The 13,883-nt window shown below is 66.1% G+C and carries 16 protein-coding genes; 14 read left to right on the top strand and 2 right to left on the bottom strand.

The features are described 5' to 3' along the window. The first annotated feature begins 93 nt into the window (after positions 1-93). From G6N43_RS11805 to G6N43_RS11790, 4 genes are read left to right on the top strand one after another with little or no spacing between them, the layout of a single operon-like run. Complete coding sequence (locus tag G6N43_RS11805; RefSeq protein WP_234810137.1) at positions 94-1,182, top strand: amidohydrolase family protein; 1,089 nt, start codon at positions 94-96, stop codon at positions 1,180-1,182. Positions 1,183-1,211: 29 nt separating this feature from the next. Continuing rightward, the gene (locus G6N43_RS11800; protein WP_083153217.1) at positions 1,212-2,354 is read left to right on the top strand and encodes an amidohydrolase family protein; all 1,143 of its coding nucleotides are present in this window, start codon (positions 1,212-1,214) and stop codon (positions 2,352-2,354) included. A gap of 1 nt (position 2,355) precedes the next feature. Beyond that, positions 2,356-2,784 (top strand): Rieske (2Fe-2S) protein, encoded by a 429-nt coding sequence (locus G6N43_RS11795; RefSeq protein WP_275989932.1) that lies wholly within the window; start codon positions 2,356-2,358, stop codon positions 2,782-2,784. Then, a complete protein-coding gene (locus G6N43_RS11790) occupies positions 2,781-3,689 on the top strand; it encodes an alpha/beta fold hydrolase (RefSeq protein ID WP_083153215.1) in 909 nt (302 codons plus the stop codon). The genes G6N43_RS11795 and G6N43_RS11790 overlap by 4 nt, the downstream gene beginning before the upstream one ends. 19 nt (positions 3,690-3,708) lie before the next feature. Here the strand turns inward: G6N43_RS11790 and G6N43_RS11785 are convergent, their stop codons facing one another. Then, entirely contained in the window at positions 3,709-4,182 is a 474-nt protein-coding gene (locus tag G6N43_RS11785) for a hypothetical protein (protein WP_083153213.1), read from the bottom strand. A gap of 54 nt (positions 4,183-4,236) precedes the next feature. Here G6N43_RS11785 and G6N43_RS11780 point away from each other — a divergent pair, with 54 nt between their 5' ends. From G6N43_RS11780 to G6N43_RS11735, 10 genes are all read left to right on the top strand, one after another. Beyond that, positions 4,237-5,538 carry an NADH-ubiquinone oxidoreductase-F iron-sulfur binding region domain-containing protein gene (locus tag G6N43_RS11780; protein ID WP_083153211.1) on the top strand — a complete coding sequence of 434 codons (1,302 nt, stop codon included), beginning with the start codon at positions 4,237-4,239 and terminating at the stop codon, positions 5,536-5,538. Then, a complete protein-coding gene (locus G6N43_RS11775) occupies positions 5,535-5,846 on the top strand; it encodes a ferredoxin (protein ID WP_083153209.1) in 312 nt (103 codons plus the stop codon). Before G6N43_RS11780 ends, G6N43_RS11775 begins: the two co-directional genes overlap by 4 nt. Further along, positions 5,843-7,486, top strand: a complete 1,644-nt coding sequence (locus tag G6N43_RS11770) for a thiolase C-terminal domain-containing protein (protein ID WP_083153207.1) — start codon at positions 5,843-5,845, stop codon at positions 7,484-7,486. The genes G6N43_RS11775 and G6N43_RS11770 overlap by 4 nt, the downstream gene beginning before the upstream one ends. Positions 7,487-7,533: 47 nt before the next feature. Next, complete coding sequence (locus tag G6N43_RS11765) at positions 7,534-8,379, top strand: alpha/beta hydrolase (protein ID WP_179968036.1); 846 nt, start codon at positions 7,534-7,536, stop codon at positions 8,377-8,379. Then, entirely contained in the window at positions 8,379-9,197 is an 819-nt protein-coding gene (locus G6N43_RS11760; RefSeq protein WP_083153203.1) for an NAD(P)-dependent oxidoreductase, read from the top strand. The genes G6N43_RS11765 and G6N43_RS11760 overlap by 1 nt, the downstream gene beginning before the upstream one ends. Then, positions 9,194-9,985, top strand: coding sequence for an NAD(P)-dependent oxidoreductase (locus G6N43_RS11755; RefSeq protein WP_083153201.1), 792 nt, complete (start codon positions 9,194-9,196; stop codon positions 9,983-9,985). Before G6N43_RS11760 ends, G6N43_RS11755 begins: the two co-directional genes overlap by 4 nt. 111 nt (positions 9,986-10,096) lie before the next feature. Beyond that, positions 10,097-11,299, top strand: a complete 1,203-nt coding sequence (locus tag G6N43_RS11750) for a cytochrome P450 (RefSeq protein WP_083153198.1) — start codon at positions 10,097-10,099, stop codon at positions 11,297-11,299. Positions 11,300-11,310: 11 nt separating this feature from the next. Next, on the top strand, positions 11,311-11,511 hold the full coding sequence (locus tag G6N43_RS11745; RefSeq protein ID WP_083153460.1) for a ferredoxin: 201 nt from the start codon (positions 11,311-11,313) through the stop codon (positions 11,509-11,511). After that, positions 11,508-12,713, top strand: coding sequence for a cytochrome P450 (locus tag G6N43_RS11740; protein ID WP_083153196.1), 1,206 nt, complete (start codon positions 11,508-11,510; stop codon positions 12,711-12,713). The genes G6N43_RS11745 and G6N43_RS11740 overlap by 4 nt, the downstream gene beginning before the upstream one ends. Before the next feature lie 6 nt (positions 12,714-12,719). After that, on the top strand, positions 12,720-13,478 hold the full coding sequence (locus G6N43_RS11735) for an alpha/beta fold hydrolase (RefSeq protein WP_083153193.1): 759 nt from the start codon (positions 12,720-12,722) through the stop codon (positions 13,476-13,478). Between the two features lie 104 nt (positions 13,479-13,582). Here G6N43_RS11735 and G6N43_RS11730 read toward each other — a convergent pair whose 3' ends face one another. Further along, positions 13,583-13,870 (bottom strand): DUF1330 domain-containing protein, encoded by a 288-nt coding sequence (locus tag G6N43_RS11730; RefSeq protein ID WP_083153190.1) that lies wholly within the window; start codon positions 13,868-13,870, stop codon positions 13,583-13,585. Positions 13,871-13,883 lie beyond the last annotated feature (13 nt).

The raw sequence follows: 13,883 nt of genomic DNA, 5'->3' as shown, positions 1-13,883 counted from the left end.
AACAAGGCTTTACTATGGCTTTATGTCCGGTGCCGGTACATGTTGCAGCCCCACGCGCATTCCGGCCGCCCGGATGGACTTCGGAGGCCCTGCGTGATCACACATCCCGACGGAACGACGACCCCGGTCATCGACGCCAGCGTGCACATCTTCAGCCAGTCGAACAAGGATTTGCGCAGCTTCATGCGCGAGCCGTTCAAGAGCCGCGGCTTCCCCGACTACGAGATGGACTGGTACGGCGCGCCTGGCGGCGAATACCTGTCGAAGGCCGAGGGGCCGGACCGGCAGTATCCAGGCTCTGACCCCGAGATCGTCGGCAAGCACATCTTCGACGAGGGCGTCGCCGACTTCGCCGTCCTGCACCCGATGACCCGCGGAATCATGCCCGACCGTCATCTCGGCACGGCGATCGCGGCGGCGCACAACGAATTGATGGTGACACGCTGGCTCGAGGACAACCCGTACGCGGAACACTTCCGGGGCACCATCCGGGTCAATCCCGACGACATCACCGGTGCCCTCCGGGAGATCGCGAAGTACAGGGACCATCCGCGCGTCGTCCAGGTCGCCGTCCCGCTGCAGTCGCGGGAGTTGTACGGAAAGCCGCAGTTCTGGCCGCTGTGGGAGGCCGCGGTGGAAGCCAATCTGCCGGTCGGCGTGCACATCGAGGTCGGTGCGGGCGTCTCGTTCGCGCCGACACCGTCGGGGGTGCCCCGCACGTACGAGAACTACGTGAGCTTCATGGCGCTCAACTTCCTGTACCACCTGATGAATCTCATCGTCGAAGGGGTATTCGAGAGGATGCCCGACTTGAAGTTCGTATGGGCGGACGGGGCCGCGGACATGTTGACGCCGTTCATCTGGCGGATGGACTGCTTCGGCCGTCCGCACCTGGAGCAGACGCCGTGGGCGCCGAGGATGCCGAGCGACTATCTGCCCGGGCACACCTACTTCGTGCAGGGCGCGATGGACGGCCCCGGTGACACCGACTTCGCAGGCGAGTGGTTCGGCTTCACCGGCAAGGACGACATGGTGATGTACGGGTCGAGCTATCCGCACTGGCAGTACAACGAGCTGAAGGTGCCCGCCTCGTATTCCGACGAACAGCGCGACAAGCTGTGCTGGCGAAACGCCGCCCAGCTGTACGGCATAGACGTCGGGGCAGGCGTCGGCGCACAGTAGAGAAGACTTCTCAAGAGGAGGCCACCACTATGACGGTCACAGCGACAGAGCGAAAGCCCGCAACGGAGCACGTCGCCGTCCGCTGCGTCGACTCCGACGTCCACCCGACGCCGAGGGCGGGCGAGCTGACGCCGTACATCCCCGAGCCGTGGCGCAGCAAGTACTTCCTGACGCGCCGAATCGGTGACCAGATCTATTACGACGCACCGGACTACGCACACGCCTATGCGATGCGCGTGGACACGTTCCCGTCGGACGGCAACTTCGCGGGCAGTGACCCTGACCTCGCCTTCCGGCAGCTGATCATGGAGGCCGGCGCCGACATCGCGATCCTCGAACCCGCCGCCTACCCGGCGCGCTTCCCCGAGGTCAACCACGCGATGAGCATGGCGCTCAACGACTGGCAGGCCAACCACTGGCTGGACAGCCACAACAACTGGCACGGCCGCTGGCGCGGCTCGATCTGCGCGGCGGTCGAGGCCCCGGAGGACGCCGCCCGCGAGATCGAACGCTGGGCCGGCCATCCCTACATGGCGCAGATCCTCATCAAGGCCGAAAACCGCCCGGCATGGGGCGATCCCAAGTACAACCCGGTGTGGGAGGCGGCCACCAAGCACGACATCACGGTCAGCTGCCACCTGTCGCGCAGCCACCACGAGGAGCTGCCGATCCCGCCGGTCGGCTTCCCCAGCTACAACCACGATTTCATGGTCACCTACTCGCTGCTCGCCGCGAACCAGGTGATGAGCCTGATTTTCGACGGAGTCTTCGACCGTTACCCGACGCTGCGAATCGTGTTGGTGGAGCACGCATTCACGTGGATCCTGCCGCTGATGTGGCGCATGGACGCCATCTACGAGGCCCGCAAGTCCTGGGTGGACATCAAGCGCAAGCCGTCGGAATACGTCAAGGACCACATCAAGTTCACCACCCAGCCGCTGGACTACCCCGAGGACAAGACGGAGTTGACCCGCGCATTCGAGTGGATGGAGTGCGAGAAGATCCTGCTCTTCAGCAGCGATTACCCGCACTGGACGTTCGACGATCCGCGCTGGCTGGTCAAGCATCTGCCCGAACACGCACGCGAGGCCGTGATGTTCCGCAACGGGATAGCGACCTATCACCTGCCGGAGACGGTGCCGGCGCTCGAGGGTCAGGTGCGGGTGTTCTGAATTGAGCGACAAGAGCACGAGCGAAAAGAGCGGCAAGATAACCGAAGAGAAGAAACCGCCCCGGCTCGCTCAGGGGCGTGAGCACGTAGTCGCCACGGTCGACGAGATCCCGCCCGGCACACACAAACTGGTGCCCATCGGACGCCACGGCGTCGGCGTCTACAACGTCAACGGCACCTTCTATGCCATCGCGAACTACTGCCCGCACGAGGGCGGTCCCCTGTGTTCGGGGCGCCCGCGCGGCCGCACCATCGTCGACGACGACGTTCCCGGTGACGCGGTGATGGTGCGCGACCTCGAGTACATCTACTGCCCATGGCACCAATGGGGTTTCGAGCTGGCGACGGGCACGACCGCGGTCAAGCCCGAGTGGAGTATCCGGACCTACCCGGTGCGGGTGGTCGGCAACGAAGTGATGGTGCAGGCATGACCTCTACGCAGTCCTCGGGTCTCAAGCTCAAGCGCGGCGAGAAGACGTTCGAGTACAACGGCGGCCGCGTCGTCTACGAAATCCTCGGCAAAGAGGGCGAATTCATCGCGCTGACGCCGGGTGGCCGGTTCAGCAAGGACATCCCGGGGCTGCGGCCGCTGGCGCAGGCGTTGGTCAAGGGCGGGTACCGGGTGCTGCTGTGGGACCGGCCGAACTGCGGCAAGTCGGACGTGCAGTTCTACGGCAAGAGCGAATCCCACATGCGCGCAGAGACTCTGCATGCGCTGATCACCGGCCTCGATATCGGGCCGTGCGTCATCGCCGGTGGTTCGGGCGGGGCACGTGATTCGCTGCTGACTACGATGCTCTACCCGGAGATCGTGCGAAAACTGGTGGTGTGGAACATCGTCGGCGGGGTCTACGGATCATTCGTGCTCGGCGGGCACTACGTGGTGCCGAGCATCCTCGCGGCGCGCGGCCTGGGAATCGAGGGTCTGCTACACGTCCCCGAGTGGAAGGAACGCATCGCCGAGAACCCGGACAACGAGGCGCGCTTCCGCGCACTCGACGTCGACGAGTTCCTCAAGGTGATGTTGCGCTGGCTCAACGCGTTCGTGCCCAAGCCGGGCCAGACCATCCCCGGCGTTGAGGACGAGATGTTCGACAACATCCAAGTTCCCACGTTGATCATCCGCGGCGGCGAGAACGACTGGGATCACCCGAAACGCACCTCGCTCGAGGTGAGCTGCCTCGTCAAGGGCTCCACGCTGATCGATCCGCCGTGGCCGGAGGACGCGTGGGAGCGCGCGGGCGAGAAGTTCGCCGCGAGTGGGGGGAAGAAGTTCTGCCTGTTCGACACGTGGGTGCAGGCCGCGCCCGCGATCCTGAAGTTCCTGGACGCCTGATGCGCTACACGGCGTCGGTTCACACCGTGTGGATATGCACTTCGCAGTTCAGCGACGCCTCCAGCGCGGTGTGTACGCGGCTCTCCGGGACGCGTTCGAGGTCGGACTTGCGCAGCTTCACGTGGACGACGTCCCACCCGTCTTCATCGGCGACACGTTCGATTTCGCCAGTGATCCCGAATCCCGCCAGCACGCCGTGGGCGTCGTCGTCGGTTCCCCGGCTGATGAAGGTCAGCACACCGGGGACCGGCGTCGTGCCGAACGCCTTGGCGCACAGGGCGATCGCGGTCCGCTCGAGTTCCGCGGCGTCGTCCCCCGCGATCAACAACTCGACCTCACGACGGTGCGCAGGCAGGCCAACGAGATTGTTCTCGACCACCTCGATGCCCACCGCAACAGCCGATTCACGCAGGCGCACCATGCCGTCGGTCAACTGCGCGGGCGCGAGCTCGCCCGCCGGGTCGACCCCGACGCGCACCACAGCGGTCCTCATGCCCGTCAGCCTATCCAGCGGTCCCAGCCCGGCCGCAGACCCGGTGGAGGCGCCATGACCACTGCCGCAACCGCTCTCAACGTGGCCGCATGGCCCGACTGTGCGCCGCGACTGCTGCGACCCACGCAAGCCGGTGCCGAGGAACTGGCCGACTATGTCCAGGCCGGTGGCTACCGGCCGTTGGACGACCCAGACGCGCTACTCGAACAGGTCGACCTGTCCGGACTGCTCGGACGCGGCGGTGCGGCCTTCCCTCTCGGGACCAAACTGCGCACCGTGCGCGACACCGGACGCCGCGGCGCCCAGACGGTCATCGTCGCCAATGGCGAGGAGGGTGAACCCGCCTCGGCGAAGGACCGGTGGCTGCTGCGCAACCGGCCGCATCTGGTGCTGGACGGCCTGCGGCTGGCGGCCGCGATCATAAACGCCGACCGCGCGTACGTCTACGTCTCCGACGAGCAGTCCGCCGCAGCGGTGAACCGGGCGCTGTCCCAACTGGACTCGCAGGTATTCGGCGCGACCGACGTCGTCCTGGTGACCGTCGAACCCGGCTACGTCGCGGGCGAGGAAACCGCCGCGGTGCGACGCATCAACGGCGGCCCCGCCAAACCGACGGACAAACCACCCCGGCCGTTCGAGGAGGGCGTTGCGGGGCTGCCCACGACGGTCAGCAACGTCGAGACGCTGGCCAACCTGCCCCACATCCACGAGCACGGCTCGCAGAGTTTCCGCGCCGTCGGCACACCGATGTCACCGGGGACGTTCCTGGCGACCATCACGGGTGGGGGCAAGCCTGCCGCCCTGTACGAGATTCCCCACGGCGCAACATTTTCCGATCTGCTGAAGGTGCACGGCGTGCCCGCGGATTCGGTACGCGGGGTGCTGATGGGCGGATACTTCGCCGGGCTGGTCAACACCGACATCCTCGATGCGACACTCGACCACGAGACGATCCGCCGACTCGGCAGCGGTCTCGGATGTGGGGCGATCTCGATCCTCACCGACGACTGCCCCGTCGCCGTGGCCGCGGCGGTGCTGTCCTACTTCGACCGCGAGAACGCCGGGCAGTGCGGCTCATGCTTCAACGGCACGGCCGCCATGGCCGCCGTGACCTCCGCGCTGCGCGACGGCGCGGCGACCCAGGAGGACATCACGCGCCTGGAGCGGTGGTCGGTGGTGCTGCGCGGCCGCGGAGCGTGCGGCACCCTCGACGGCGCCACCAACGTCGCCGCGAGCCTGCTGCGCCAGTTCCCGCAGCTCATCAGCAGCCACCTCGCCAAGGACTGCCCGTCCTGCCGAAGCGGTGCGTTCCGCCCGGTGCGACCCTACGAAGTGGAGGCGGTGGCCCGATCATGAGTGACGGCTTGAGGATTCGCCTGGATCGGACGCTATGCGACGGCTTCGGCATCTGCGCCAAGCACGCACCGGACTACTTCTCGCTCGACGACTGGGGCTATGCCTCGCTCATCGGGGACGGAACGGTGCCTGAGAAAGACCGCGACGCGGTGATGCGGGCACTGCTGGACTGCCCCGTGCACGCCATCATCTATATGGGTGAGCACCGGCCGTCCAACGACGGGGCCGCGCATCAGGACGCCAAAGAGGCGCCCGAACCTGCGCCGAAAACCGATGACAACGAAGCGATCTCGGAGTTCGTCCGGTGACCAGACCACTTCCCGAACTCACCGCCCAGAACGAATTCTTCTGGACCGCCGGAGGCGACGGCGTCCTGCGCATCCAGGAGTGCCGTGACTGCGAGGCGCTGATCCACCCGCCGCAGCCGGTGTGCCGGTACTGCCGCAGCCGGAACATGGGCGTGCGGGACGTCTCCGGCAAGGCGACGCTGTCGGCATTCACCGTCAACCACCGCTTCGGCTTTCCCGACCTCCCGCCGCCCTATGTCGTGGCGCAGGTCGCCGTCGTCGAGGACCCACGAGTTCGCCTGACCACCAACATCGTCGAGTGCGAACCCGACGAGCTCGAGCTCGGGCAGACGGTCGAGGTGACGTTCGAGAAGATCGAGGACGTCTGGCTTCCGCTGTTCCGTCCGACAGCAGTCAAGGAGATCGGGCCGCTTCCCGAGGACGAAATCACGCCAACCGATTTCGCCCGTCACGTGAGCGCACCGCTGACCGCGACGAAGTTCGAAGAGCAGTCGGCGATCACCGGCATCGGCGCCTCACGGCTCGGCCGCCGGCTGATGGTGGCCCCGCTGTCGCTGACCATCGACGCGTGTGAGGCCGCGATCGCCGACGCCGGCCTGACTATCGACGACATCGACGGGCTGTCGACCTACCCGGGACTCGACGTCGCGGGCATGGGTGAAGGCGGCGTGACCGCGCTCGAAGGCGCGCTCGGCATCCGCCCCACGTGGATCAACGGCGGCATGGACACATTCGGTCCCGGCGGATCCGTCATCGCCGCCATGATGGCGATCGCGACGGGCATGGCGCGCCACGTGCTGTGCTTCCGCACGCTGTGGGAGGCGACGTTCCAGCAGCTGATGAAGGAGGGCAGGACCAGCCCGCCCGGCGGGCCGCGCACCTCCAGCTGGCAGATGCCGTTCGGCGCCACCTCGGCGGCCCACGTGCTGGCGCTCAACGCACAGCGGCACTTTCAGCGGTACGGGACGACCCGGGAGACGCTGGGCTGGATCGCCTTGAACCAGCGCGCCAACGCCGCGCTGAACCCGACAGCGATCTACCGCGATCCGATGACCATGGACGACTACCTGAACGCGCGGCCGATCACGACCCCGTTCGGGCTCTACGACTGCGACGTCCCGTGTGACGGCGCCGTCGCGGTCATCGTGTCGGCGGTCGACGCCGCCAAGGACATGCCGCGCAAGCCGGTGTATTTCGAGGCCGTCGGCACCCAGATCATCGAACGCACCGACTGGGACCAGACCACGCTGACGCACGAACCGCAGGTCCTCGGCCAGTCAGCGCACCTGTGGACCCGAACATCGCTGCGGCCCAAGGACGTCGACGTCGCCGAGCTCTACGACGGCTTCACGTTCAACTGCCTTTCGTGGCTGGAAGGTCTCGGCTTCTGCGGCATCGGCGAGGCGAAGGACTTCCTGGACGGCGGCAAGGCCATCGCACGCGACGGCGTCATCCCGCTCAACACCCACGGCGGCCAGCTCTCCCACGGGCGCACGCACGGCATGGGTCTCATTCACGAAGCGGTCACCCAGCTGCGCGGCGACGCCGGTGAGCGGCAGGTCAAAGATGCCCATGTCGCGGTCGTCAGCAGCGGCGGCCTCACCCCGAGCGGTGTGATCCTGATGCGGACCGACGGGTGAGCGACCCGACCGTGCGGCCACGCGTCGTCTTCGTCGACGGCGTTCCAATGTCCGGCCTCATCGCGGCGGTCGAGGAGCCGAAGGCCGTCGTCGTCGCATTCCACGGAGGCTCAAGCACCGCAGCGTATTTCGACTGCCCGGGGCATCCGTCGCTGTCGCTGCTGCGGTTGGGCGCCGGCAACGGTTACACGATGGTGGCGTTGGACCGACCCGGGTACGGGAGTTCGGCGCCCTACCCGGACGCCATGGAGCGACCGGAGCAGCGTGTGGCGCTCGCCTACGGCGCGATCGACAAGATCCTCGGTACGAATCCCCGCGGCGCCGGCCTGTTCCTCGTCGGCCACTCGGCCGGTTGCGAATTGGTGGTGCGGCTGGCCGCGGATGAGCACGCCGATGAGTCCGACGTCATCGGACTGGAGTTGGCGGGCACCGGACTGCAGTACCACCCGGAGATGGCGGACATCATGAAGGCCGCGACGGCCACGGGCCGCCCGACCGGGCTGCGTGAGGTGCTCTGGCAACCCGCGGAGCTCTATCCCCCCGACGTATTGTCCGGTATGACGAACTCGTCGACCGGCGCCCTCTACGAGATGAACATGACGAGAAACTGGCCCCGGCAGGACTTTCCGGCCCTCGCACCGCAGGTTCGGGTGCCGGTGCAGTTCAGTGTCGCCGAGCACGAACGGGTGTGGCGATCGGACGCGGAGGCCATGGCGCAGATCGCCGCCCTGTTCAGCGCGTCACCACGGTTCGTGACCAACGAGCAGCCGGGGACCGGCCACAACATGTCCTTGTCTCTCAACGCGGCCGCGTACCACAACTCGGTGTTGTCGTTCGTCGGGGAATGCGTTGCCGCGAAGACCAATACATCAGAAGCAATGGAGGCGGGTTGATGCGCGTCGGATTCATCGGATTGGGCAGCCAGGGCGGTCCGATGGCACGCAAGATCGTGGAAGGCGGATTCGAGACGACGCTGTGGGCGCGCCGGGCGGCCAGCCTCGAACCGTATGCCGACACCGCGGCGAAGACCGCGGGTTCGCCCGCCGAACTGGGTGCTGCCAGCGACCTGGTCTGCCTGTGTGTGGTCGGCGACGATGACGTGCGCGAGGTGCTCTACGGCGAAACCGGTGTGCTCGCCGGCCTGGCGCCCGGCGGGATCGTCGCCATTCACAGCACGGTGCATCCCGACACTTGTAGGGAGATCGCCGAGAAGGCTGCCGCGCAGGGTGTTTCGGTGATCGACGCTCCGGTGAGCGGCGGTGGACCCGCTGTCGAGGAGGGCAAGCTGCTGGTCATGATCGGCGGCGACGAGGAGATCGCGGAGCGGTGCCGCCCGGTGTTCGCGACCTATGCCGATCCGATCGTCCACCTGGGTCCGCTCGGCAGCGGGCAGGTCACGAAGATCCTGAACAATCTGCTCTTCACCGCCAACCTGGGCAGCGCCCTGAGCACACTGGATCTCGGTGAAGCCCTTGGCATCCCGAGGGTGCGGCTCGCAGAGGTGCTCAACGGCGGTTCGGCCACCAGCAAGGCACTGGGCAGCATCGCCGTATTCGGCGGCACCGTCGAGGGTCTCGCACCAATCGCAGGTGCGCTGCTGCAGAAGGACGTTCGCCACGCGGCGACCATCGCCGCCAGCGCTTCGGCACCGGAGGGTGCCGTGTTCACCGCGGCCGACACCGCGCTGAAATCCATGGACCACCCGCGATGACCCGAGTCGGATTCGTCGGCGCAGGCCGGATGGGCGGGCCGATGGTCTCCCGTCTCGTCGAGGCCGGCCACGAGGTCCGCGCACTGGGCAGGACGGACGAAAAGCGCCGAGCCGTCGCTGAGCTCGGCGCACAGCCGGTCGCGGGACTTCACGACATCGCCAGGGACGCGGACGTCCTCATCGTCTGCGTCTTCACCGACGAGCAGGTGGCGCAGGTGTGCTCCCCCGGCGTGCTCGCCGCGATGTCCCCCGGCTCCACACTCGTCGTTCACACGACCGGAAGTCCGCGCACCGTCCAGACGGTCGCAGCCCATTCCCCCAACATCGACGTCCTCGATGCGCCGGTCAGCGGTGGACCGCACAACATTGCCGCCGGTGCGCTCACATTGTTCGTCGGCGGTCCCGATGACGCCGTCGCACGTGTCCGGCCGGTGCTCGCCGCCTACGGCGACCCGATCCTGCACGTCGGGCCGCTCGGCGCGGGGCAGGCCGTGAAGCTGACCAACAACGCGCTGTTCGCCGCCCAGATCGGACTGCTGCGGGAGGCGGTCGCCCTGGGCGACCGTTTCGGCGTGGGCGAGGCCGAGCTGCTCGAGGCCATCACCCACGGCAGCGGGGCGAGCACGGTCGCGGGCTTCGTCGCCGCAGGTGGTTCGGTCGACACGTTCGTCGAGCGGACAAGTGAGTTCATCGGTAAGGACGTCGAGGTCGTGCGCAAGATCGCCGCGGAACTGGGCGAGGCGCTCGGCCTGCTCGACGACGTCATCGACGCAGGAATTCAGTCATGAAACGGCGCCGATCCGTTTACCTAAGGCCTTGCCGTGAGGCATACTATGCGTTACACAAATGCAGCCTCGCGTAAAGGAAGCCGACGCCAGCCCGCGGCGAAAGAGGAGACAATGACCAAGCCCAAATTGGTGTTCAGCCCGGTATCGCAGGAGTATTTCGAGAATCCGTACGACATCTACAAGCGGATGCAGGAAGAAGCTCCGATCTACTACGACGAGCAAGAGGACTTCTACGCGATCACCCGGCATGAGGACGTCGCTGCCGCGCTCAAGGACACCGACGCGTTCTCGTCCTCCCGCGGTTGCGACCTCGCCATGGTTCGCTCCGGTGAGCCGCCGCAGAAGTCGATCATCTTCATGGATCCGCCTGAGCACCGGCATATGCGCAGCCTGCTGAACAAGGCCTTCACCCCGCGCGCCATCCAGTCGCAGCGCGAAACCGTCATCGAGGTCGTCGAGCACTACCTGTCGCAGTGCAACCCCGACGGCTTCGACGTCGTGCAGGATTTCTCGGGGCCGTTCCCGGTCGAGGTGATCACCCGGATGGCCGGTGTGCCCGAGGAATTCCGCCAGCAGGTGCGGCACTGGATCGACACCAGCCTCGAGCGGCAGCCCGGTCAGATCGAGTTGTCCGAAAAGAACATGCAGGCCAACATCGACTCGGGCATGTACTACTACAGCCTGGTCCAGGAGCGACGCCAGAACCCGCAGGACGACATGATCAGCCGGCTGATCGCAGCGGAGATCCCCGGTGAAAACGGCGAAATGCGCAAGCTCGACGACATCGAGATCACCGGTTTCTGCGCGCTGCTCGGCGGAGCTGGCGCCGAGACAGTCACCAAGTTGATCGGCAGCGCGGTGGTCGAGTTCGCCAAACATCCCGACCAGTGGCAGCTGCTGCTCGATGACCGGAGCAAGGTTCCAGACGCGGTGGAAGAGTTGCTGCGCTATGTCGGACCGGTGCAGTACAACGTGCGTTTCACGTTGAAGGAAGCCGTACTGCCCAGCGGCACGATCCCGGCGGGCAAGCCGGTCTTCATCATGAAGGCCGCGGCCAACCGTGATCCGCGCGCGTACGACCGCGCCGATGAATTCGACATCACCCGAGACCGGACCCAGTCGCCGCACATGGGCCTCGGCTACGGCATCCACAGCTGCCTCGGCGCGGCGTTGGCCCGGCTGGAAAGCACCATTGCGCTCGAGCATCTGATCGACTTCATGCCGCGCTACGAGGTCGACTTCAGCGGACTGCACCGCGTCACCATGCAGAACGTCGCCGGTTACCACAACGTGCCGGTACGGGTGCTCAAGTAAGGGGGATGCGCATGGCACAGAAAATCGAGGTTGATTTCGGTCTGTGTGAGAGCAACGGGGTGTGCATGGGCATCATCCCCGAGGTCTTCGATCTGGATGACGAGGATTATCTGCACGTCCTGCAGGACGAGGTGACTCCCGAGAACGAGCAGCAGGTGAAGGAAGCCGTGCGGCAGTGCCCTCGGCAGGCGATCTTCATCAAAGACGAATGACCGCTGCCAAGGTCGTCTTCGATCCGTTCTCCGAAGAGTTCTTCAACGGACCGTGGGAGATCTATCGGCGCCTTCGCGAGGAGGCGCCGGTCTACTACAACGAAGAATACGACTTTTACGCCCTGTCCCGGCATGAGGACGTCGCCGCGGCCTACAAGGATTACGAAACCTATTCGTCTGCTTACGGTTTGGACCTTTCGACCGTGCGCTCCGATGAGCCGATGATGGCGAAGATGATCATCGTCATGGACCCGCCGGAGCATCGACAGATGCGCAGCCTGGTCAACAAGGTTTTCACGCCGCGGGCCATCGAGGCCTTGCGCCCCATGGTCACCGAGACCATCGATCGGTACTTCTCGCGCGTCAACCCGCAGCGCTTCGACGTCGTACAGGACTTCTCCGCGCTCTTTCCGGTTCAGGTCATCACGCAGATGCTCGGCGTCCCTGAGGAGTACCGCCAGCAGGTCGGCGAATGGGTCGACACCACGCTGCGTCGCGAGCCCGGGCAGATCGACATGTCCGAGGAAGGCATGCAGGCGGTCGGCGAACTGATGGGGCTGTACTACAACGTCATTCAGCAGCGCCGAGCCGAACCACGCGACGACATGTTCAGCAGGTTGATCGCCGCCGAGATCGAGCGCGAAGATGGCGAGAAGCAGTCGCTCGACGACTTCGAAATCGCCGGATTCGCAACGCTGTTGGGCGGCGCAGGCGCAGAGACCGTCACCAAGTTGATCGGCAACGCGGCGGTCACCTTCGCACGCTTCCCCGACCAGTGGCAGAAGCTGCTCGACGACCGCAGCAAGATCCCTGCCGCGGTCGAGGAGCTGCTTCGGTACGAGGCGCCCAATCAGTACAACGTCCGCCGCTCGATGAAAGAGATCGAGCTGCACGGTGTCACGATCCCCGAGGGCAAACCCGTGTTCCTGCTCACCGGGTCGGCCAACCGGGACCCCGATGCGTTCACGGATGCCGACACCTTCGACATCGACCGCGACCGCACCGAGGCGCAGAACCTCGGGTTCGGGTACGGGGTGCACAGCTGCCTGGGTGCGGCGCTGGCCCGCATGGAGAGCGCGATAGCGCTCGAACGGCTGCTCGACTTCATGCCGCGCTACGAGGTGTTCTTCGACGAGTGCGAGCGGGTGGCCGCGCAGAACGTCGCCGGCTGGTCGCATGTTCCGGTCCGGGTGCTGGACTAGCGCCCGATGCGATTCGTGTTCGTGCACGGCGGATTTCACGCCGCCTGGTGCTGGGAACGGACGATCGCGGAACTGGAAGCGCTCGGACACGTCGGCGTAGCCGTCGACCTGCCCGGCCACGGCGCGTTGGTCGACCACGAGTCGACGCTGGCGAACCGTCGCGACGCCATCGTCTCAGCGCTACAGGCCGGTGACGTCCTCGTCGGACACTCCGGCGGCGGATTCGACGCCACCTTGGCTGCCGACGCCGTACCTGAACTGGTCAGCCACATCATCTACCTGGCCGCGGCCCTACCACGTGAAGGCCGTACCTACCCCGAGGCCATGGCGATGCGCGACGCCGAGGACGGCGAGTTCGAAGCCGATGTCGGAGAGATGTTGGGCTACTTGAAGTTCGACGATGACGGCGCGATGTGGTTCGCCGACTTCGAGGGCGCGTGGAAGTACTTCTACCACGACTGCGACGAGGCCACCGCCCGCTGGGCGTTCGAACGCCTAGGCCCCGAACGCTTCGGCGACACCACCGTCACCCCGGTGTCGGTGCCGAACTTCTGGGCGGCAGACCTCCCCCGCAGCTTCATCCGCTGCCTTCAGGATCAGTCGATGCCGCAATGGCTGGCCGACTCCGTTACGCGCCGACTCGGCGTCGAGCAGTTGACGATCGACACGTCACACTCGCCGTTCCTCAGCAGGCCCGAGGAGCTGGCGGAGTTACTGGTCCACGCCACCATGACGGTGCCGACCGGCCCGCTGGTGCCGAACTAACCTTCCTCGGCACTAGCTTCCTCGGCGAGCAGACGCAAAAACCCCCAAATTTCCGCCAAAATGGGGGTTTTCACGTCTGCTCGCGGGGATTCGTGCGCGGAAGATCAGCCCAGGCCGTGCAGGATGACGCCGTTGCAGTCGGCGGCGGCCTGACGCAACTTGAGCGCCTCCTGATAGGCGTCGGAGTAGTACCACTCCTTGGCCGCCTCTTCCGACTCGAACTCCAGGAGAACGGTCTGCGTACCGTGCCACTGGCCCTCGATCACCTCGGCGTTCGTGTCGAACGACAGCAGCGCGGCGCTGCCCATCGTCTGGCTCGCCAGCTTGCCGTATTCCGCCATCCCGGCCGGATCTTTGACGTCCTCCGTGATGAGGATGTACGCCTTGGGCATTCGATTCTCCTTG

Origin of the sequence: Mycolicibacterium moriokaense (assembly GCF_010726085.1) — a bacterium.
GTDB lineage: Bacteria > Actinomycetota > Actinomycetes > Mycobacteriales > Mycobacteriaceae > Mycobacterium > Mycobacterium moriokaense.
The sequence above is the reverse complement of the archived record's forward strand: the minus strand, read 5'-3'. Positions and strand labels throughout refer to the sequence as shown.

What these genes read in the sequence shown, in the direction of transcription:
- G6N43_RS11755 (WP_083153201.1), top strand. Translation starts at nt 9,194, where the DNA reads ATGACCCGAGTCGGATTCGTCGGCGCAGGCCGGATGGGCGGGCCGATG.
- G6N43_RS11730 (WP_083153190.1), bottom strand. Translation starts at nt 13,870, where the DNA reads ATGCCCAAGGCGTACATCCTCATCACGGAGGACGTCAAAGATCCGGCC.
- G6N43_RS11775 (WP_083153209.1), top strand. Translation starts at nt 5,535, where the DNA reads ATGAGTGACGGCTTGAGGATTCGCCTGGATCGGACGCTATGCGACGGC.
- G6N43_RS11740 (WP_083153196.1), top strand. Translation starts at nt 11,508, where the DNA reads ATGACCGCTGCCAAGGTCGTCTTCGATCCGTTCTCCGAAGAGTTCTTC.
- G6N43_RS11760 (WP_083153203.1), top strand. Translation starts at nt 8,379, where the DNA reads ATGCGCGTCGGATTCATCGGATTGGGCAGCCAGGGCGGTCCGATGGCA.
- G6N43_RS11780 (WP_083153211.1), top strand. Translation starts at nt 4,237, where the DNA reads ATGACCACTGCCGCAACCGCTCTCAACGTGGCCGCATGGCCCGACTGT.
- G6N43_RS11745 (WP_083153460.1), top strand. Translation starts at nt 11,311, where the DNA reads ATGGCACAGAAAATCGAGGTTGATTTCGGTCTGTGTGAGAGCAACGGG.
- G6N43_RS11800 (WP_083153217.1), top strand. Translation starts at nt 1,212, where the DNA reads ATGACGGTCACAGCGACAGAGCGAAAGCCCGCAACGGAGCACGTCGCC.
- G6N43_RS11785 (WP_083153213.1), bottom strand. Translation starts at nt 4,182, where the DNA reads ATGAGGACCGCTGTGGTGCGCGTCGGGGTCGACCCGGCGGGCGAGCTC.
- G6N43_RS11765 (WP_179968036.1), top strand. Translation starts at nt 7,534, where the DNA reads ATGTCCGGCCTCATCGCGGCGGTCGAGGAGCCGAAGGCCGTCGTCGTC.
- G6N43_RS11735 (WP_083153193.1), top strand. Translation starts at nt 12,720, where the DNA reads ATGCGATTCGTGTTCGTGCACGGCGGATTTCACGCCGCCTGGTGCTGG.
- G6N43_RS11750 (WP_083153198.1), top strand. Translation starts at nt 10,097, where the DNA reads ATGACCAAGCCCAAATTGGTGTTCAGCCCGGTATCGCAGGAGTATTTC.
- G6N43_RS11790 (WP_083153215.1), top strand. Translation starts at nt 2,781, where the DNA reads ATGACCTCTACGCAGTCCTCGGGTCTCAAGCTCAAGCGCGGCGAGAAG.